The 20307-nt window shown below is 71.6% G+C and carries 11 protein-coding genes; 8 read left to right on the top strand and 3 right to left on the bottom strand.

All coding sequences use genetic code 11. The annotated features are described in order from the left end of the window. Positions 1–2 precede the first annotated feature (2 nt). The gene (locus tag ACZ62B_RS00845; protein ID WP_469689068.1) at positions 3–1043 is read left to right on the top strand and encodes an ABC transporter substrate-binding protein; all 1041 of its coding nucleotides are present in this window, start codon (positions 3–5) and stop codon (positions 1041–1043) included. 104 nt (positions 1044–1147) lie between these two features. Here ACZ62B_RS00845 and ACZ62B_RS00840 read toward each other — a convergent pair whose 3' ends face one another. Both ACZ62B_RS00840 and ACZ62B_RS00835 read right to left on the bottom strand, forming a co-directional pair. After that, the gene (locus ACZ62B_RS00840) at positions 1148–1885 is read right to left on the bottom strand and encodes a nitroreductase family protein (RefSeq protein ID WP_468726082.1); all 738 of its coding nucleotides are present in this window, start codon (positions 1883–1885) and stop codon (positions 1148–1150) included. A 41-nt stretch (positions 1886–1926) separates the two neighbouring features. After that, complete coding sequence (locus ACZ62B_RS00835) at positions 1927–4920, bottom strand: carbohydrate binding domain-containing protein (RefSeq protein ID WP_469689067.1); 2994 nt, start codon at positions 4918–4920, stop codon at positions 1927–1929. Between the two features lie 391 nt (positions 4921–5311). On the opposite strand from ACZ62B_RS00835, the gene ACZ62B_RS00830 reads away from it, so the two are divergent. From ACZ62B_RS00830 to ACZ62B_RS00805, 6 genes are all read left to right on the top strand, one after another. Continuing rightward, positions 5312–7036, top strand: coding sequence for a carbohydrate-binding module family 20 domain-containing protein (locus ACZ62B_RS00830; protein WP_469689066.1), 1725 nt, complete (start codon positions 5312–5314; stop codon positions 7034–7036). Positions 7037–7179: 143 nt separating this feature from the next. After that, complete coding sequence (locus tag ACZ62B_RS00825) at positions 7180–8547, top strand: erythromycin esterase family protein (RefSeq protein WP_469689065.1); 1368 nt, start codon at positions 7180–7182, stop codon at positions 8545–8547. 125 nt (positions 8548–8672) lie between these two features. Beyond that, positions 8673–10322, top strand: coding sequence for a TIGR02677 family protein (locus ACZ62B_RS00820; protein ID WP_469689064.1), 1650 nt, complete (start codon positions 8673–8675; stop codon positions 10320–10322). Next, positions 10322–11659, top strand: coding sequence for a TIGR02678 family protein (locus ACZ62B_RS00815; RefSeq protein ID WP_344559953.1), 1338 nt, complete (start codon positions 10322–10324; stop codon positions 11657–11659). The genes ACZ62B_RS00820 and ACZ62B_RS00815 overlap by 1 nt, the downstream gene beginning before the upstream one ends. Next, positions 11656–15867 (top strand): TIGR02680 family protein, encoded by a 4212-nt coding sequence (locus tag ACZ62B_RS00810; protein WP_344559952.1) that lies wholly within the window; start codon positions 11656–11658, stop codon positions 15865–15867. Before ACZ62B_RS00815 ends, ACZ62B_RS00810 begins: the two co-directional genes overlap by 4 nt. Beyond that, positions 15864–17159, top strand: coding sequence for a TIGR02679 family protein (locus tag ACZ62B_RS00805; RefSeq protein ID WP_469689063.1), 1296 nt, complete (start codon positions 15864–15866; stop codon positions 17157–17159). Before ACZ62B_RS00810 ends, ACZ62B_RS00805 begins: the two co-directional genes overlap by 4 nt. Before the next feature lie 2 nt (positions 17160–17161). Here ACZ62B_RS00805 and ACZ62B_RS00800 read toward each other — a convergent pair whose 3' ends face one another. Then, positions 17162–19159, bottom strand: a complete 1998-nt coding sequence (locus tag ACZ62B_RS00800; RefSeq protein ID WP_468726050.1) for an N-6 DNA methylase — start codon at positions 19157–19159, stop codon at positions 17162–17164. A gap of 151 nt (positions 19160–19310) precedes the next feature. On the opposite strand from ACZ62B_RS00800, the gene ACZ62B_RS00795 reads away from it, so the two are divergent. Further along, positions 19311–20252: a serine/threonine-protein kinase gene (locus ACZ62B_RS00795; RefSeq protein WP_469689062.1), complete on the top strand. Its 942-nt coding sequence runs from the start codon at positions 19311–19313 to the stop codon at positions 20250–20252. Positions 20253–20307 lie beyond the last annotated feature (55 nt).

Raw genomic sequence — 20307 nt, 5'->3', positions numbered from 1 at the left:
CGATGTCTGCCAGAACGCGCACCGCCGCCGTCTCCCTCGTCCTCGCCGCCGCGCTCTCCCTGACGGCGTGCGGCGGCTCCGCCGACGAGGGCGGGAGCGCCTCCCCGGGCGCCGGGACGAAGGACAAGAAGGCGGTCGCGCAGGGCGGCGAGGACTTCTCGGACGCGGCGAAGGAGACGGCCGCGATGGGCACGGACGCCAAGCCCGGTGAGTGGCCCCGCACCGTCAAGCACGCCATGGGCGAGACCGAGTTGAAGGCCCGGCCCGAGCGCGTGGTCGTCCTCGACGTCGGCGAGCTCGACAACGTCGTGTCGCTCGGCATCGAGCCGGTCGGCCTCGCCCCCACCGAGGGCTCTCCCGAACTGCCGTCCTATCTGAAGAAGGACGCCGGCAACCCGAAGAACGTCGGCACCATCAACAACCTCAACCTCGAGGCCATCGCCGCGCTCAAGCCCGACCTGATCCTCGGCAGCCAGCTGCGTGCCGCCGACAAGTACGACGAGCTGTCGCAGATCGCGCCGACGGTCTTCTCCATCCGCCCGGGCTTCACGTGGAAGGAGAACTACCTCCTCAACGCCGCGGCGCTGGACAAGACCGCCGAGGCCGAGGCCGAACTCGCCGAGTACGACGAGAAGGCGGAGGCGCTGGGGAAGAAGCTCGGTGCCGACAAGCCCACCGTCTCGATGGTGCGCTACCTGCCGGACGGCGTCATCCGCCTCTACGCCAACGCCTCGTTCATCGGCACGATCCTCAAGGACGCGGGCATCCCGCGCCCGAAGAACCAGGACATCGACGACCTCGCCGCGGAGGTCAGCGCCGAGAACATCGACCAGGCCGACGCCGACTACATCTTCACCGGCGTCTACGGCGACCCGAAGGCCACCGACAAGTCCAAGGCCCAGGGCAACCCGCTGTGGAAGAACCTGAACGCGGTGAAGGCCGGCCACGCCTACGACGTGCCGGACGAGACCTGGTACCTCGGCCTCGGCGTGACCGCCGCCGACGAGGTCCTCGCCGACCTGGAGCGCCACCTCACCAAGTAACCCCTTGCGGGCCATGAGCGGCGGGTCCTCGGGCGGGCCGGCCGGATCCGGTCCCGCCCGAGACGCCCCGCACGCCTGCCGCCCACCCCGGCGGCAGGCGCCGTCTACCAGCGGTCGCGGTGCACGACCTCCTCGACCGGGCGGCGGCTCACCGGACCGAACCTGCCGCGCGGCCACCCCACCGGGACGGCGGCGAAGGTGCTCATGGCGTCGGGGATGCCCAGCGCCGCCTTCCACTCGTCCTCCAGGAACAGGTGCCAGAGGGTGATGTTGGCGGCCAGCCCCAGGGCCCGAGCGGCGAGCAGCAGGTTCTGCACGCCCGGGTAGACGCAGGAACCCTCCGCGAGGGCGGAGAAGCGCTCCTGGATCCGCCCCATGCGCTCCGTCGCCTCCGCGCCGAGCGCCTCGGCGTACAGGCGCAGTCCCTCCTCCTCGATCCTCGGTTCCGGGAACTGATAGCAGGGGACGATCAGCGCCGGGGTCTCGGCGAAGTGGTCGCGCTGGTACTCGATGGCGGCGACCATGCGCGCGTACGCCGCCTCGTCCATGCCGGCGGGGGCGTACTTGCCGGTCGTGGCCAGGTACGCGTCCACACACCGCTTCCACAGCGGAGCGAGCTCGGCCATGACCGCGGGGTCGGTGACGACGACGTACTCGAAGCGCTGCATGTTGCCGCCGCTGGGGGCCCAGACGGCCGCCTGTATCAGCCGGTTCAGAAGGTCGTCGGGCACCGGGTCGGGCCGCAGGCGCCGCATGGCCCTCATGGTGGACATGGTCGCGAAGAGTCCCGGGTCGGCGGCGTCGCCCGCCGGCGCCCCGGAGAGGGGGGTCTCAGTGGTCATGATCGTGAGTGTAGGCACTGTGAACACCCCCTGCCCCGCTCCTACTTGAGATAGGGACCGTCGGCCCCGATCTTCCCGCCGCCGTTCAGCACGTACACCCGCAGGTTGCCCTTCCCCGGTGCGGCCACGGTGAGGCTGCCGTTGGTGACGGTGCGGGTGTCGCCGGTGACCGCGTCGGTGTACGTGCCGTTCGGCACGCCGGTGAAGGTGGCGCCGCCCGAGACGGTCACGAGGGCGAAACTGTCCGTGCCGCCGCTGGTGTAGCGCCGCTTGAAGGCCATGTCGCCGCTGATGCCGTCCGTGGAGTACTGGCCCATCTGCAGTGCGGGGACCGCCCGGCGGATCTGGTTCAGCCGCTGTACGTGCTTGACGAGCGGCTGTTCCAGCGTCGTGACGACGGCGCCGGTGGCCGAGTCGACCTCGGAGAAGTCGGAGGCCCTCACCTCGCCGGCGACATGGTCGCCGTAGTACGCCCGGCCGGTCGTGGCCAGCGGGCAGCTCGGGCCGCAGTCGATCTTCTTGCCCTTCTGGAACTCGATCTCCGAGCCGTAGTAGAGGGTGGGGATGCCGCGGAACGTCCACATCAGCGACATGTTCTCGGCCCAGGCGTCGGTGCCGCCCGTGTAGCGTTCGCTGCTCTTGTTGGGCCCGTAGTCGTGGCTGTCGACGTAGACGACGTTGTACGTGGCGTCGTTGTAACTGTCGTCGGAGTCCTTGCCGTTGTGGAAGGCGTTGCTCGCGTCACCGAAGTTCATGTGCATGCGCATGTCGATGACGTTCATGCCGGAGAAGCGGCTGTGGTCCGGGGTGCGGTACGTGTTGCCGTCGAGGAAGGCGTTGGCGGACGTGGGCTGGTTCCCCGTCCCCTGCTGCTGCTCGTACTCGTACATCTCCAGCGCCGCCTTCTCGTCGTCGGCGCTGTACTCCTTGCGCTCCTTCCACGTGTAGAACTGCGCGGAGTGGTTGACCGAGCCCCGGTTCCACTTGTCGTTGACGAAGGCGGCGACCTCACCGAAGACGAAGAAGTTCTTCGCGGCCTCGGCGCCGTGCTGCTGGGTGACGCGCTCCTGGATCGCGGGCAGGAAACGGCGGTTCCAGGTGGTGCGCGGGATGTGCACGGCCGTGTCGACGCGGAAGCCGTCGACGCCCATGTCGATGTACTTGTTGTAGGCGCCGATCAGATGGTTCTGCACCTGCGCGTTCTCGGTGTTGAAGTCGGCGAGGTCCTCGTGCAGCCAGCAGGAACGGGAGTCCTCGCCCTCCCAGTTGCCGATCCAGCAGTTGTGGTAGAGCGCCTTGGGGAACATGCCGGACGTCGGGCTGGGCCACTGGCAGTTGTAGAGGGTGTAGCCCTCGGGGCTCTTGGCGCCGGTGGGCGTGCCCCAGTTGACGCAGGTGTTGCCGGACGGCTCGGCGGTGGACCACAGGTCGCCGTTGTAGTAGGACTTGCCGCTCTTGGGGTCGACGGTCAGGCCGTCGTACTCGAACCCGGCCTGCTCCTCGTCGTAGTACCAGCTCCACTGGGAGTCGCGCACACCGTAGACGGTCGGGGTGAACAGGCCCTTGGCGCCCCAGCGGGAGGAGTGGTTGTAGACGACGTCCTGGTAGATCTTCATGCCCTTGGCGTGGGCCGCGTCGATGAGGTCCTGGTAGGAGGCGCCGGCGGACTCCAGGCGCGGGTCCACCTTGTAGAAGTCCCAGCCGTGGTAACCGTGGTAGTCGTAGTCCGAGCGGTTGAGGACCACCGGGGTGATCCACACGGCCGAGAAGCCGAGGCCCTTGATGTAGTCGAGCTTGTCGACCAGGCCCTTGAAGTCGCCCCGGAACATGGGGTCGTCGTTCGCCGCGTTGCCGGACTTCTCGTGCTGGCTGCCGCCGCGGTTGTTGGAGCCGTCGCCGTCGTTGAAGCGGGCGGTCAGGACGAAGTAGATCGGGTCCTTGCGCGGGTCGGTGGCGAGCGGCTTGCCGGCGGCGGGCGTCGGCGGCTTCGTGCCGGTGGTCGCCGTCGCGGCGGCCGAGGCCGCGGAGACGTTGCCGGCGGCGTCCACGGCCCGGACGGTGTAGGTGTAGGCGGTCTTCTCCTCCAGGTTCGTGTCGGAGAAGACGGTCGAGCCGACGTCGGTCACGACATCGCCCTTGGTTCCGCCGGTGCGGGTGACCTGGTACGTGGTGACGCCGGTGTCGTCGGTGGACGGCTCCCAGGTCAGCACGACGGACACGCCGTCCGCCCGGGCGGTCACCCCGGCCGGGGCGATCGGCGCCTGCGTGTCGGGCACCTCGTCGGCGCACGGGTCGTCGGCGTCCTCGGTGACCGTGTTGCCGGAGACGGTGGTGACACCGGTGGGCAGGGTGTAGTCGGCGCCCTTGTTGTTGTCCCACACGCCGTTGCCGTTGTTGAACGCGGCCTTCATCGAGGTGGCTGTGCCGAGGTCGACGTCCTTCTTCCACCAGCCCGCGCACGCGGCCTGCATGCCGACCCCCGGCACGGTGGTCCACGAACCGCCCGCCGGCTGGTAGTGGATGTTGGCGGTGGTCCAGCCGAGGGTCCGGGTGGAGTAGTAGACGGTGGCCTGGTTGCCGTCCCCCGGCGCCGGGTCCGGGTCCTCGCCGCCGGCGCAGGGGTCGGAGTGGGCGATCACGCCGTCCTTGACCGTGATGTTCCCCGTGCCGAGGGCGTAGTTCTTGCCGGAGTTGTTGTCCCAGGTGCCCGAGCCGTTGTTGAAGGTGGCCTGCAGGCCCGCCGCGGTACCCAGGGTGACCGTCTTCTTCACCCAGTCGGTGCAGGCGGTCTCCATCGCCACACCGGGGACCGCGGTCCAGGAACCGCCGTCGGGCGCGTAGTGCAGGTTGTACCGGTCCCAGTTCTTCGTCTTCGTGTAGTAGAAGACGGTCGCGGTGTTGTCGGCCGTGGCGGCGACGGGGGCGGTGGCGGGGGAGGGGGCGGCCGTGGGGACGGAAACCAGCCCCAGGACGGCGCCGACGGCCACGGCTGTCGCCAGTGGTCGTCCGGGCAGCCGCGTGCGGATGCGTCTCATGTGTGTCTCCGGAGGAGGCGTGGGGAGGGGAGGAGAGGGGATACAGGCGGGTCCGGGTGCCCGGACGGTGAAAGTCCGAACGGAAAATTGCAGAAATCGCTTACAGCAGCGGCAAGTTACCGGCGCGGAACAGCGCCGTAAAGGGGTCTCGCTTCAACTTTCCGCCGCGCCGCCCCTGAATGTGCTCGCCTCGCGGGTCGGCTGGCGTCGCGTCATGGACCGCGGACGGGCGGGACGTCGAAGGGGTTGACCGTAGTTGAACGTTGCCCTTACGGTCACGACCGCAACATCTTGCAGTCGTTTTTCTGCAAGGCATTGCAATGGTGGGCCGACTCCCCAGTCATCCGTCGGCCGGCACCCGGGACACCCGCATCCTCACACGGGAGACTCCATGCACCGGAGTACCAGCAGAGCACGCAGAACCACCGCCGCGGCGCTCGCCCTCACCGCCGGCGTGGCCGGCAGCCTCCTCGCCGCCGCGGCACCGGCGCAGGCGGCTCCGCCCGGCGACAAGGACGTCACCGCGGTGATGTTCGAGTGGAAGTTCGACTCGGTGGCCAAGGCGTGCACCGACACCCTCGGCCCGGCCGGCTACGGCTTCGTCCAGGTCTCCCCGCCGCAGGAGCACATCCAGGGCGGCCAGTGGTGGACCTCCTACCAGCCGGTGAGCTACAGGATCGCGGGCCGTCTCGGTGACCGCGCACAGTTCAAGAGCATGGTCGACACGTGTCACGCGGCGGGCGTGAAGGTCATCGCGGACTCGGTCATCAACCACATGTCGGCCGGCAACGGCACCGGGACCGGCGGCTCGTCGTACACCAAGTACGACTATCCGGGCATCTACTCCGCGCCGGACTTCGACAACTGCACCTCGCAGATCGGCAACAACTACGGCGACCGCTTCAACGTCCAGGAGTGCGAGCTGGTCGGCCTCGCCGACCTGGACACCGGCGAGGACTACGTACGGGGGAAGATCGCCGGTTACCTCAACGACCTGCTGTCCCTGGGCGTCGACGGCTTCCGGATCGACGCGGCCAAGCACATGGCCGCTGCCGACCTGGCGAACATCAAGTCCCGGCTCAGCGACCCGAACGTGTACTGGAAGCACGAGGCCATCCACGGCGCGGGCGAGGCCGTCTCCCCGTCCGAGTACCTCGGCAGCGGCGACGTCCAGGAGTTCCGCTACGCACGCGACCTCAAGCGGATCTTCACCGGCGAGAACCTCGCGTACCTGAAGAACTTCGGCGAGAGCTGGGGCTACATGGCCTCGGACAAGTCCGGCGTCTTCGTCGCCAACCACGACACCGAGCGCAACGGCGACACCCTCAACTACAAGAACGGCGCCGACTACACCCTGGCCCACGTCTTCATGCTGGCCTGGCCCTACGGCAGCCCCGACGTCCACTCCGGCTACGAGTTCACCGACCACGACGCGGGACCGCCGAACGGCGGCCAGGTGAACGCCTGTCACAGCGACGGCTGGAAGTGCCAGCACGCCTGGCGCGAGATCTCCTCCATGGTCGGCTTCCGCAACGCCGCCCGAGGCCAGGCCGTGACCGACTGGTGGGACAACGGCGGCGACCAGATCGCCTTCGGACGCGGCTCCAAGGCGTACGTCGCCATCAACCACGAGGGCTCCTCGCTGACCCGTACGTTCCAGACCTCGCTGCCCGCCGGCGACTACTGCGACGTCCAGTCCGGCAAGGGCGTCACCGTCGACGGATCCGGCCGGTTCACCGCCACCCTCGGCGCCAACACGGCCGTGGCCCTGCACGCGGGCGCCCGGAACTGCGACGGGGGCACCACCCCCGACCCCGACCCGGTGACCTCCGGCGTGTCCTTCTCCGTCGACGCCACCACCAGCTGGGGCCAGAGCATCTACGTGACCGGCAACCGTCCGGAACTCGGCGCCTGGAACCCGGGCAGCGCCCTCAAGCTCGACCCGGCCGCCTACCCGGTGTGGAAGCTGGACGTGGAACTCCCCGAAGGCACGTCCTTCGAGTACAAGTACATCCGCAAGGACGAGTCGGGGAACGTGACCTGGGAGAGCGGCGCCAACCGCACCGCGACCGTCACTTCGACCCGGACCACCCTCAACGACACCTGGCGCGACTGACGTTCCCCGTCTCCCCGCCCGCTGTCCGGCCGCCCCCCTTCTTCCGAGGGGGCGGCCCCCCTCGCCAAGTAGTGCCTGCGGTACCCGGAAGCGGGCAGCCCATGGGTTGGCACACGCCTCCGCGCGCACGAAAACCTACTGTCATGACAGCACGCAAGACAGCAGTACTCTCCTCGGCGTTCCTCCTCTCCCTGGGTCCCGTAGCGGTTGCCACCCCGGCCACCGCCGACACGCCGAAGCACTCCTCCGTCCCGACCGTGACGAGCGTGGTCGACGCGATCGGGCGCAGCGCCCACACACTGAGGAGCACCGACCCCGAAGGCAGCCTGCGGGACTTGAACGTGCTGGGCCGCATGGTGAAGGACGCCGAGGTGGTGGGCCTGGGCGAGGCCACCCACGGCTCCCGGGACTTCTTCCGGATGAAACACCGGGTCCTGCGCTACCTGGTCGAACGGAAGGGCTTCCGGACCTTCTCCCTGGAACTGCCCTGGAGCAGCGGCGTCCGCGTCAACGAGTACGTACTGCACGGCAAGGGCGACCTCGCCCGCACGGCACGCGAGGAGTTCCAGGGCTCCTACCGCATCTGGAACAACCAGGACTACCTGGACCTCATCGAGTGGATGCGCGCCTACAACCGCCACCACCCCACCGACCCGGTGCGCTTCGCGGGCAACGACATGGGCTACGCCGGACCGGAGCTGTACGACCGGGTGACCGACCACGTGACCCGTACCCACCCGCACCTGAAGGCCCGCGTCACCGCCCTCTACGACGGCCTGGCACCGACCACCGACGCCGCCACCTACATGGAGCGGTACCTCGCACTCCCCCTGACGGAACGCAAGAAGCGCGCTGAGCGCACCCTGGAGGCGTACGAACTGCTCCGTGACCAGCACACGGCCCCCGGTCCGAGCCGGCGGGAACACATCTGGACGGTCCAGCACGCGAGGGCCATCCACCAGATGGCCAAGGGCTATTCCTACGACATCACCGACGAGTCCCAGGTCACGGAGATGATGAAGTACCGCGACCGGGTGATGGCCGAGAACGTGGCCTGGTGGCACAGGCACACCGGCGACCGGATCCTGCTGTCCGCCCACAACACCCACGTCTCCTACGACGCCTTCGACCCGCGCTACCCGAAGACCCAAGGCGCCTTCCTGCGCGACTCGTTGGGCGGGGACTACGTCAGCATCGGCTTCAGCTTCCACAGCGGCGCCTTCAAGGCGTTCGGCACCGACGACGACGTGATCCGCACCTACCGCGTGAACGCCGCGAAGCCGGGCTCCAACGAACACACCCTGGACCGGGCCCACCCACGCGACTACATGCTGGACATGCGCACCGCCCCGCACGTCGTGCGCACCTGGCTGGCGCGACCACGCCTCACCTGGAACATAGGCGCCGGCTGGCCCGATCCCATGGAATACAGGATCGCCCTCGGCGAGGCCCACGACGTCCTCATCCGTTTGAACGAGGTCGAGGCGACCACGTACCTGGGCAACCCGTGATTCCCGACCGGACCCGATACAAAAACAACCGATCATGTTCCTACGTGATCGAACGGGATGCCTGATCGGCCGGTCCTTCCCCACCCCGCTGTGCGCTGTCAGTGGCGGTCCGTAGTCTCGACGGTGTGGAGGGGAAAGAGAGAAACGCACCGCAGGGGCAGGAAACGGACGCGGAGGCCTGGCAGCGGCTGAGCGCGTACGCGTACCTCAGCGCGCCCGAGCGCCTGGAGTACGTCGCGGTGATGCGCGTGTTCTGCGGCACGCTGCTGGCGGACCTGTCCGTGCCCGACCTGCTCACCAAGCTGGCCGAGCGCGGCGGCCCGGGGGCGGGGCTGGACGCGGAGACGCTCACCCGCAGGCTCGAGGAGCTCGTGCGCTGGGGCAATCTGCTGCGCAGCACCCACACCGTCAGGGCGACGAGCATCTCCGAGTACCAGCGCTCCCGCTCCCGCTACCAGCTCTCCAAGCTGGGGGAGCGCGTACAGCGCGACGCGGACGAGGTGCTGGCCGGGGCGGACGCGGCCCGTGAGGTGAGCAGCGAACTGCTGGCGCTGGTCGACCGAGGTCTGCGCGAGCTCGCCGCCATGGCCGCGGCGCCGGGCGGCGCGGACCCGCAGCAGGCACTGGAGCGGATCAGCACGCTCTTCGTGCAGTTCACCGGCTTCGCGGAGTCCGTCCGGGACTTCTACGCCTACCTCGGCCAGGTGCTGGCACGCTACGACCTCGACTCCGCCGAGTACCAGGGCTTCAAGGAACTGCTGCTCGACTACGTGGAGGCCATCACCGAGGACGTCTCCTTCCGGGGCCCGCGCATCGCGGCCCACCTGGACGCCGTCCGGCCGCACCTGCCGGCGCTGCTCGCCCGCATCGACGCGCACACGGCGGGCATCACGGCACCCGCCGACGGACTGCCCGAGACACGGGTACAGCGCAGCCGCGGACGGGACCTGGCGGACTGGGAGGGCATGCGGGAGTGGTTCACCACCACCGGAGCGCACTCCAGCCAGGTGGACCAGCTGCGGGACGCCACCCTGCGTGCCCTGCAGTCGCTCCTGGCCAACGCCAAGCGGATGCTGCGCTCGGCCTCCGGCGAGATGTCCCGCCGCAAGGACCTGCTGCGGCTCGCGGCCTGGTTCGACGCCGCGGAACCGGAGGAGGCCCACGACCTGGCGGTCGCCGCCTTCGGGCTCTACGGCGCACGGCACCTGGGGGTCGCGCCCGACCCCGACCGGTCCGTACCGGCCTATGTGAGCTGGTGGACCGGGCCCGTGGTGGACGTCCCAGTGGCGCTGCGCGAGCGCGGCAGCAGATCACCGCGCGGACGCGCGGCGGCGGCCGAGGACCACAGTGAGCAGAAGCGCCGCCTCATGGAGCAGGCCCGGCAGCAGGCCGAGGCCCGGCGGACGGCGGCCGACGAACTGCGCAGCGCGTCCGGCCAGTTCGACCAGGTGCGGCTCGGCACCCCCGCGATGCGACTGCTGCTGGAGCTGCTCACCACCGCACTCGGCAACGCCCGGCTGCACCGGGAAAGCGGCGATTTCCTGCTCGACGGCGCACGGGCGGACGACGCGGACCTCGGCATCCGGCTGACCGCCTGGCGCACACCCGGCCGGTCCACGGTCCTGCGGTCCGTGGACGGCGACCTGACCGCGGACGACCTCACCGTGGCCGTCGAGAGCACCTCCACACCAGCGGCGGGGGAGATGTCCGCGGCGGAGGAGTCGGTGTCCGCGCTGAAGGCACCGATGCCCGAGGTCAGGGAGGCGAGCGCCTGATGCCCCTGCCCTCCGCCCACGACGTCGCCCTCGCGGCCGAGCGCCGCACCGCCGCCCGGCTCCTGCTGGCCCACCCCCTGGTCACCAGCACCGGACCGCACAGCGACACGTTCCCCCTGATCCGCCGCCACGCCGACTGGCTCGCCCAGCGCTTCCAGCAGGTGTTCGGCTACCGCCTCCTGGTCGAGGCCTCCTACGCCCGGCTGTTCAAGGCGGGCCTCGGCCCGGGGTCGGGGCACCGTCTGGAACGGCCGTCGACCGGTACGCCGTTCACCCCACGGACGTACGCCTACCTGGCCCTCGCCCTGTCCGTCCTCGTCACCGCCCCGGAACAGCTCCTGCTCTCCCAGCTCGTCGCCGACCTGCGCGCCGCGGCCGTCGACGCCGGAATCGAGATCACCGACACCGGTCGGCAGGCCGAGCGGCGCACCCTCGCGGCAGCCCTGCGGCAACTCGTCGACTGGGGCGTCCTGGTGGAGACCGAGGGCCAGGTGACGGCCGTCGCCGAGGAACGGGCGGGGGAGGCGCTGCTCACCGTGGACCGCGACATCGCGCGAGCCGTCGTCGCCGGCCCGCTCGCCCAGAGCCGCGACGGCGCGGACCTCGTCCGCCGGGCAGCCGACCCCGGCTTCGGAGGACCCCGTACGTACGTCCGCCGGCGCCTCGTCGAAACCCCCGTCGTCCACCTCGACGACCTCACCGACGCCGAGCGCGAGTGGCTGCGCACCCGGCAGCGGCGCGAGGCACAGGCCTTCTCCGAACTGCTCGGTCTGGAAGCCGAGATCCGCGCCGAGGGCATCGCCCTGATCGACACGGACGACGACCTCACCGACCTCCACCTCCCGGGCACCGGCACGGTCGCCCAGGCCGCGCTGCTCCTCGTGGAACGGCTGGTCGACCGGCTGCGCCCCGAGGACCCCGGCCATCCGGCGGTCGGCGGACGGCTGGTCATCGGCGTACCCGTCCCGGACGGGCTGCTGCCCGGTCTGCTCGACGAACTGATCGAGGAGTACGGCAGGCGCGGCGCCTGGCAGCGCGGCCACCTGGAGGACCGGGACGGATTCCTCGCCGCCGTGCTCGACCGCCTCGTCCGGATGCGCCTGATGGCGCCCGCAGGACCCGTCCGCGCGGACGGCCACGGTGTGCCCGAGGGATACGAAGAGACGGCGGCCGACGGCCGCTCCGTCACCGACGTCTCGGGCGCACGCGGCCAGGACCGCGCCGCCGGCGGCTGGATCCTGCTCGCCGCGGCCGCCCGCTACGCCACCACGGTGGCCGTCGGACCACGTACCGCCCAGTCGTCGACGGACGACCCTGCCGAGGAGCCGCCCCGATGAACCGCCCGCCGTCCCCGCACCGCTACCGACTGCACCGCGCGGGCATCCGGAACGTCTGGCAGTACGACCACCAGGAGTTCACCTTCGGCGAGGGCCGCATGCTGCTGCGCGGCAAGAACGGCGCGGGCAAGTCCAAGGCCCTGGAGATGCTGCTGCCCTACCTCCTCGACGGCGACGCCCGCGCGCTGGACGCCACGGGAACCGGGCGCACCACCCTGACCTGGCTGATGCTCGACGGCTTCACCCAGACCAACCGGCTGGGCTACCTCTGGCTGGAATTCGCGCGGACGGACGAGGAGGGGAACGACCAGCACCTGACCGTCGGCGCCGCCATCCGGGCGTCCCGGTCGACCAGGACGGCGAAGCCCTTCTTCTTCACCACACTCCTGCGCGTCGGCGAGGACCTCGACCTCGCCCCCGCCGGCCACCCCCTCCCCGTCGACCGGCTGAAGACACTGGTCGGCCCGGAGAACGTCACCGACCGCGCCGTCGAACACCGGGCCAGGGTCGCCCGCGACCTGTTCGGCCTCACCGACCCGGCGCGCTACCGCAACCTGCTCCACCTGCTGCACCGGCTGCGCCGTCCCACCATCGGCGACCGCATCGACTCCGGCGGACTGGTCCAGGTCCTCGCCGAGACCCTGCCCGCCCTCGACGACGAGGTCGTGGAGAAGGTGGCCCGCAGCCTGGACGACCTCGACTCCGTCCGGGCCTACCTCGGACGCCTCGAACGCACCGACCAGGCACTGAGCACCTTCCTCACCGGCTACCGCGGCTACCTGCACGGCTCCCTGCGTCGCCGCGCCGACCAGGTGAGCGGTGACCTGGAGCGGCTGACGGAGTACCGCGGGTCCGCCGCCGACGCGGTGCGCGAGGCGGCGGAACTCCGCGCGCGCGAGCGGGAACTCGACGCCCGCATCGAGACCCTCGAAGCCGAGTCGGCCGCGGCCGGGACGGACCTGGCCGCGCTGCACGCCAGTGCCGGATACCGCGGCCTGCGGGAACTCGGAGAGAAACGCGACACCGTCACCGCCCTGCACAGCGCGGCCGACACCGCCTTCAAGGCCGTCCGCCAGGCGCACCTGGGCGAGGAGGAGGCAGGCAGGCGTCTCACCGGCGAGGCCGGGCGGCTCGGTGAGGAGCTGGTGGAACTGAGCACCGTACACGCCGAGTCGGTACGGGAGGCCGAGCGGTCCGGAGTGGACCCCGCCCACCTGGGGGAGCCCATGGCGACCCCTGTCGCACCGGTCGCACCCGCCACCACGGCGGAACTGACAGCCCCGGGAGGCGACTTCCACCTGGTCCGGCACAGCGAAGTGCTGGCGGTCGACACCGAACTCTGCACGGCCGCGCTGCACGCCTGGGACACCCGGCTCGACGCCGCACAGCCGCTGATCAGGAACCGCGTCCGCTTCGTCACCGAACTGGACGCCCTCATCGAACGGTCGGACGCGGCCCACCGGGAGGCGGACGAGGCCGACGCCACCCGGGAGCGCCTGGAAGAACAGGTGGAGCACGCGCGCACCCGGACCGGAGAGCGCCGGCAGGAAACCGTGCGCGCGTCGGAGACGTACGCGGGCGCGGCCGGGACGTGGACCGGGCGCCTGCGCGAACTCACCGGGCTGCCCCTGGACGAGGTGCTCGCCCTCCTCGCCCACGACCCGGCCGGCGGCCCGCTGCCCGCCCACGCCCCCGACGAGGTGGCCGACACCGCCAGGTCCGCCGTCGACCCCTGGCTGGCGGACCTGGCCGAGGAACGCGACGCCCTCGCCCTGACCGTCCGCGCACGGGAGACGGAGCGCGGCGACCTGCGGCACCGGCGCGAGGAATGGGAGCGCCGCACCGACCCCGAACCCTCACCCCCCTCCCACCGCACGGCGCCCCGCACGCCCGGCACCGGAGCACCCCTGTACCGCCTGGTGGACTTCGCCCCCGACCTGGAACCGGACGCGCGAGCGGGGCTGGAAGCCGCGCTGGAGGCGAGCGGTCTGCTCGACGCCTGGGTACGCGCCGACGGCACGGTCCTCGACCCGGCCACGCGGGACACCCTCCTGGCCCCCGGAACACCCGCGCCCGGGCCGACACTCACCCAGGTGCTGCGGCCCGTCGCCGCACCGGACAGCGGGGTGACGGCGGAGCAGGTACGACGCCTGCTGGAGACGGTGGCCCTCGCCGAGGCCGGAGTCCCCGTCACCGGTACCGACACGGCCGCCGACGCGGAGACCGGACCGCACACCGCGATCGGCACCGACGGCTCCTGGCGGCTCGGCGTCGCCCGAGGCCGCCACGCCAAGCGGACCGCCGAGTACGTGGGCGCGGAGGTGCGCGCGGAGACCCGCCGCCGCGCCCTGGCGGACATCGACCGCAGGCTGAGCGACGTGGAGGGCGAGCTGGAGGAGCGCCGCCACGCCCTGCGTATCCTCACCGACCACCGCGACCAGGTGGACCACACCCTGCGCCGACCGCCCTCGGCCCGTGGACTGACGGACGCGTGGGCCCGTACCACCGAGGCCGAACGCGCCGCCGAATCCCTCGCCGCACAGGCGTCCACGGCCGCCCGCGAGGCGCACCGGGCGCGTGCCCGCGCGGTCGTCGCCCGGCGCGAGACCGAGGCGACGGCGAACGCCCAGGGCCTCCCGACGGACCCGGTCGCACTCGAAACGGTCCGCCTGGCCCTCGACCGCCTCGGGCAGGGCACGCGGCAACTGCGGCGGCGGATCCGCGCGGTCCTGTCCACGGCCGAGAACCACCGCGGCAGCCGCACCGCCTACGAGCGCGCCGCCTCGGCCCGCCGGGAGGCCGAGGCGGACTACGCCGAGCCCCTCGGCCGCCTGGAGGCCGCCCGCCGCACCGTCCGGGCCCTGGAGGAGGCCCTCGGCGCCACGGAGCAGGAGATCCTCGCCCGGGAGGCCGACGCGAAGCGTCGCCTGGACGCGGTGGGACGCCAACTGCCGCCCGCGCGGAGGGACCGGAGCGACGTGCACGACCTGTGCGTACGGGCCGAGGAGGACGAGCGGAAGCGGCACGAGGCACTCGCCGCGCAGGAGACCGAGGTGCTGGCCCGCGGCAGGAGACTGCGCGCGGCCCTCGCGCTGCCGGGCGTACTGAAGGGAGCGGGCCTCGACACCGACGCGGACGGGGGAGCGGCCCTGAAGTCCCCGGACCCCGTCCATCAGGGCGTGCGGGAGCGCGTCACGGCACTGGGCCTGCTGACCGACGCCGTGCGCCGCGGCCTGGACGCCGAACGCCACGACATCTCCGACACCACCCTCCTCAACCGCCACACCGAACTGCGCGACCAGCTCTCCGGCGGCTACGACGCGACCATCGAGGAGAACGACGGCATCAAGCTGTGCCGGCTCGTCGACGACCAGGGCCCGCGGGACATCGCCGAGGTCGGCGAGCGCATCGCGGCCGAGGCCGCCGAGGCGCGCGACCGTCTGACGGAGCGCGAACGCGAGGTCTTCCAGCGCTTCCTGACCGGGGAGCTGGGCGACCACCTGTCCGCACAGGTCCTGGCCGCGGGAGCCCTGGTCGCCGCCCTCAACACCACCCTCGCCACGGTCCGCACGTCACACGGCCTGGGCGTCACCCTCGACTGGAAACTGGCCGACGGCGTGGAGGCGGACGTCAAGGCGGCCGTCGACCTCCTGCGCAGCCCTTCGGGCCTGCGCACCCGCGAGCAGTCCGAGCAGCTCCGCGAGGTCCTCCAGCGCCGTATCGAGGACGCCCGCCGCGCCGACCCGGCCGCCGGATACGCGGCGCACCTGCGCACCGCCCTGGACTACCGGGACTGGTTCACCTTCACCCCCTGGGTGGTGGACGACGCGGCACCGGGCAGCCGCCGCAAACTCTCCGGCCGCACCGGCCTGAGCCAGGGCGAACAGCGGGTCCTGTCCTACCTGGTCCTCTTCGCCGCGGCGGCGGCGCACTTCACCGGCCTCGCCGACGCCGCCCCGCACACCCCCCGCCTCATCCTCCTCGACGACGCCTTCGCCAAGGTCGACGAGCCCACGCACGCCCGCCTCGGCCGCATCCTGGTCGACCTGGACCTCGACTTCGTCCTCACCAGCGAACGCCTGATCGGCAACTGGCCCGACGTGCCGTCCCTGCACATCTACGAGTGCCTGCGCGACCCGCACGTACGGGGCGTGGCGACGCTCCACTACACGTGGAACGGACGGCAGCGCAGGCTGATGCCGGTATGAGCCGCCCCGGACCCGCCGAGGGCTCCCTGGACGCCGAGCCCCTCGCCTTCCTCACCCGTCCGGGCCTCACCCGCCTCTGGACGGCGGCCCGCGCCCGCCTCGAACGCAACGGCCTCCAGCCCACCGGGACCATGAGACTCCAGCACCTGGACGCACCGGAACGCGAGGCCCTCTCCCTCCTCCTGGCCAGACCCGTCACCGGCCCCACCGCCACGATCGGCCTCCCCGACCTGGACGCCCGCCTGCGCGCCAGCGCGGTCGGCCGGGGCCTGGCCGCGACCCTGGAGGAACTGGGCCCGCCCCTGACGGACCGCAGGGCGCTCCGCGACGCGGCGGCGTCCGAACGGGCCCGCGTCTGGTCGACGGCCCGGACGGAGCTGGAGTCCACCTCCCTGTCGTCCCACCCCTGGGCGGAGCGGTGGCTGGAGGACCTACGCCGCGGCGGCACCCTCACCCGCCAGGACCCGCACACCGCGACCACGGTCGTCACCCAGGCCATCCGCACCCTGGCCACCCTCTTCCCGGACGACGAGACGCATCCCACCCCGGCCTCCTGGGGCCGCGGCGAACTGGCCACCCGCACCACCGGCTCCGCCCACGGCCTGGACGACGGCGCCCTGCTGTCCAGGCTGGTCCTACGCGGCATAGCCCTGGCGCACGACACCGACTTCCCCACCGACGCCCCCGCCCGCCGGGCCCTGTGGCGCACGGCCTCGGTCACCCCGGACGAGGTCTCCAGCACGGTCCTCACCTACGGCCTGCGCCCCACCGGCACCACCTGGCAGGAGACGGCCCTGCGCGACCGCGCCGACCACCACAGGGAAACCCACCTGACCCTGCGCGAACTACGCACCCTGCCCCTGCGGCTGCCGCCTGGCACCCGGGTCCACGTCTGCGAGAACCCCCGCGTGGTCGAGGCCGCCGCCGACACCGCCCGCACCGCACCCCTGGTCTGCACCTCGGGCAGCGCGACGACGGTCGTCCTCACCCTCCTCGACGCCCTGGCGGCGTCCGGCTGCACCTTCGCCTACCACGGCGACTTCGACTGGCCCGGCATCGCACTCGCCAACCGCATCATCCAGCGCTACGCGGCCGACCCGTGGCGCATGCGCGCCTCCGATTATGAGCACCTGGCGACCCGCACCCGACTGTCCGGCACCCCGCACCTCCCCCTCACCGGCCCACCGGTGGAGGCCGCGTGGGACCCGGAACTGGCGCCCACCATGGAGGCGTCGGGCATCTCCCTGCACGAGGAGGCGGCGCTGGACCTGCTCCTTGAGGACCTCGGCTGAGGTCAGACACCGAGCCCGCCCGCGGCGAGCAGGTCGGAGACGTCGCTCACCAGTCTCCTGCCCAGGCCTTCGGCGGTACCGAGTCGTGCCTCGAAGTCCCGGAGGCCCTGGAAGACCTCGGCGTACGCTTCCTGCTCCCGCAGTGGGAGGTGGAGCACCTGCAGGCGTCGGATGTCGACCCGTGACGAGCTGGAGGCGTGGGTGCCCGCCTGACGTCCGTTGGAGGGCGCGCGCAGACAGCCGGCGAGGAAATGCGCGTTCAGTTTGGCCGAGTCCACCCGCAGGGCGTACAGCTGCGGTCCCAGGGCCGTCGGGGGCCCCTCGTGCACCCATGCCCGGTACGCACGGACGACACCGGCGACCACGACGTCGCCCTCCTCGACGATCACGGGCGCCGATCCGGCGGTGACGAGCCCGCTGGGAGTGCCGTCCGTCAGCAGGTCGGCAACAGTGAGGAGAGGCACGGAGTCTCTGCCGGGTGCCGTCGTGCCGTCCAGCGTCTGCTGTCCGGAACGCAGCGACAGGGCACCGGCTTTGACGAGGTCGCCCACGCTGGTCGTGGTCTGCGGCAGGTCGGTCGAGAACCTCAGTTCCGACAGCCGTTCGGCTCGACGGGCCAGGTCGGTCAGCGCCGTCCCCGCTTCCCGCCAGGCCGCCGCGAGTTCGAGGCCGGACGGTTCGGCGGTCACCGACGCGTAGCGTCCGGGGGTGACGTCCACCTCGTCGTCCAGGAGTTCGATGAGGGGAACGCGGACGGCTCCGTCCGGCAGGCCGGCGTCCGGGCGGTCGAGGGCCTCCAACGCGGAGAGGGCGAAGGCCCGCAGCGGCTCCCAGTGGGGACCGGATTCACGCGTGCCGGTCCTGGCGAACCGTGTCGCGTCGACCAGGAGAACGTCCTGTCCGGGCGGCACCGCGGCCGTGCCGTCCGGTGCCGCTCTGAGGATCCACAGTTGGAGCGAGACGCTGTGCGGCTGGGCACTGCCCGGCGGGAGGGCCACCACGGCGCGGAGCGCGCCGGTCCGCAGCAGGGAGCCCCGGATACGTCGGCCCGCCTTGCGCGAGGCGACCGCCGGAGGCAGGACGACGACGGCCGCCCCGCCCGGCTTGAGGTGGGCGAACAGGTGCTGCACCCAAGCCAGTTCCGGCTCGGTCCGTGGCGGGAGACCGTGCGTCCAGCGCTGATCGGTGGCGAGTTCCGCGTAGCCCCAGTCACGTTCGTTGAACGGCGGGTTGCAGAGTGCGATGTCCACCCGCGCTCCGGTGAACGGGTCCTCGCGCAGAGCGTCCGCCGTGACGATCTCCGTACGGACGTCGTGGTCGTCCGTGAGGAACGCCAGCCGCGCCGACGCCAGCGCGGCGAGGGCGGGATCCCGCTCGCACGCCAGCACCGACAGGCCCGAGCCCACGCCCTCCTGTACGGCCGCGGCCGCCAAGTGCCCCGTTCCGCAGGCCGGATCGAGAACGGTGAGCTTCTCGCCGGCTTCCTCGCCGCTCCCGCCGACGCGGACGCCGAGCGCGATCCGCGCCATCAGCGCGGCGAGCGGCGGAGGTGTCGTACTGAGCTGACGTACATGCGTCTCGAGCCATCTTTGCAGCAGGAACTCGAACGTCTCGCGCGCCCCCTCGTCCCGCCCCAGCTTCGCCGCCTCGGCCGCCAACTCCTCGGCCTCCGCCGTGAGTTCCGTGCGCGAGCCGCGTGCCCGAGGGGAGTGCATGCGGCGGGCCGCCTCGGCGATGGCCAGGCCCGACTCGTCCCTGCTGCCCAGCGCCTCGAACCGGGGCCACAGAAGCTCGCGCCCCCCGATGGAGTCGAGTTTGCCGTTGTCCCTCAGCCACTGCTCGACCTCGGCCAGGGAGAACTGGGGGCTGACGTCCGTGCCGCCGATGCGGGTGGGGAAGGAGTCGTGGCGCCGCCGCCAGTTGCTCACCGCGGCACGCCCCACGCCGGCGATCCGGGCGATCTCGGCGAGGCTGACGGGTACGGAGTCGGTTGTACTCATCGGCGGTCTCCGAGGTGCTGGGGCGCTGGTGTGCGGGCCGGCGGTGGACGGGTCTCTGGAGGGATATGTATGAGAGGCTACTACGCTCATTGACTTTGTTCACAGTGCAAATGTCCGGATCGCTGTGCGGGAAGTGTGGAGGACGGGAGAAATGCAGGAATTCACGCCGGGAACGGTGCTCCTGGACCGTTACCAGCTCACATCGGTCCTCGGTCGCGGTGCGATGGGCCATGTCTGGCAGGGGCGTGACCTGCGCCTGGAGCGACCCGTGGCCGTCAAGACGGTCGCAGCGGACCTGCTCGCCGTCCCCCGGAGCCGGGAAGAGGCGTTGCGGCGCTTCCAGCGCGAGGCCAAGGCCGCGGCACGCCTCCACCACCCCAACACGACCACCGTCTTCGACGCGTCGATCACGGACGGCACCTGCTGCCTGGTCATGGAACTGATCGAGGGCACCACCCTCGAATTCCTCTTCGACCAGCAGGACGACGGCCGGTTCGACGTGCCCACGGCCGCCGCCGTCGCGGCCCAGCTGTGCGCAGGCCTGTCGGCCGCCCACGCGGCCGGCCTCGTCCACCGTGACCTCAAGACCCAGAACGTCATGGTCCGAGGGGACGGCGTGGTGAAGATCCTGGACTTCGGGCTGGTGAAGGTCCTGACCGACACGGACCCGCGCCTGACCATGACCGGCGAGAGCATCGGCAACATCGTGTGCGCCTCGCCCGAACTGCTCTCCGGGCAGGACCGGCTCGACGGACGCAGCGACCTCTACGCCGTGGGCTGCCTGCTGCACCACATGCTCACCGGCGAGACCCTCTTCGCCACGGACCAGCCGGCCCTGCTGGCGACCCACCACCTGACCTCACCGCCGCCCGCGATCGAGGACGCGGGTGTCGATGTCCCGCGCGGCTTGGGGGAACTGGTCACCGCCCTGCTCGCCAAGCGACCGGACGACCGCCCGTCCTCCGCGACCGAGGTGTACGCGGCCCTCGCCCCCTATCTGCCGGCCCCCAGCCCCCGGCTGGCCGTCCGGCCCGCCGCACCGGAGGACCCCCGCCGCCCCTTCCTGGTCCCGCAGGGACCGAGCCCCGTGTGAACGGTGCGAAGATGACCCCGTCGACCGGGTGCGCGGGCTCGCTCCCGGACGCAGG

The sequence above is a fragment of the Streptomyces sp. NPDC053426 genome (genome assembly GCF_055585405.1).
Note: the sequence above shows the minus strand (reverse complement) of the source record. Positions and strands in the feature narration are given on the sequence as shown.

What these genes read in the sequence shown, in the direction of transcription:
- ACZ62B_RS00845 (WP_469689068.1), top strand. Translation starts at nt 3, where the DNA reads ATGTCTGCCAGAACGCGCACCGCCGCCGTCTCCCTCGTCCTCGCCGCC.
- ACZ62B_RS00840 (WP_468726082.1), bottom strand. Translation starts at nt 1,885, where the DNA reads ATGACCACTGAGACCCCCCTCTCCGGGGCGCCGGCGGGCGACGCCGCC.
- ACZ62B_RS00835 (WP_469689067.1), bottom strand. Translation starts at nt 4,920, where the DNA reads ATGAGACGCATCCGCACGCGGCTGCCCGGACGACCACTGGCGACAGCC.
- ACZ62B_RS00830 (WP_469689066.1), top strand. Translation starts at nt 5,312, where the DNA reads ATGCACCGGAGTACCAGCAGAGCACGCAGAACCACCGCCGCGGCGCTC.
- ACZ62B_RS00825 (WP_469689065.1), top strand. Translation starts at nt 7,180, where the DNA reads ATGACAGCACGCAAGACAGCAGTACTCTCCTCGGCGTTCCTCCTCTCC.
- ACZ62B_RS00815 (WP_344559953.1), top strand. Translation starts at nt 10,322, where the DNA reads ATGCCCCTGCCCTCCGCCCACGACGTCGCCCTCGCGGCCGAGCGCCGC.
- ACZ62B_RS00810 (WP_344559952.1), top strand. Translation starts at nt 11,656, where the DNA reads ATGAACCGCCCGCCGTCCCCGCACCGCTACCGACTGCACCGCGCGGGC.
- ACZ62B_RS00805 (WP_469689063.1), top strand. Translation starts at nt 15,864, where the DNA reads ATGAGCCGCCCCGGACCCGCCGAGGGCTCCCTGGACGCCGAGCCCCTC.
- ACZ62B_RS00800 (WP_468726050.1), bottom strand. Translation starts at nt 19,159, where the DNA reads ATGAGTACAACCGACTCCGTACCCGTCAGCCTCGCCGAGATCGCCCGG.
- ACZ62B_RS00795 (WP_469689062.1), top strand. Translation starts at nt 19,311, where the DNA reads ATGCAGGAATTCACGCCGGGAACGGTGCTCCTGGACCGTTACCAGCTC.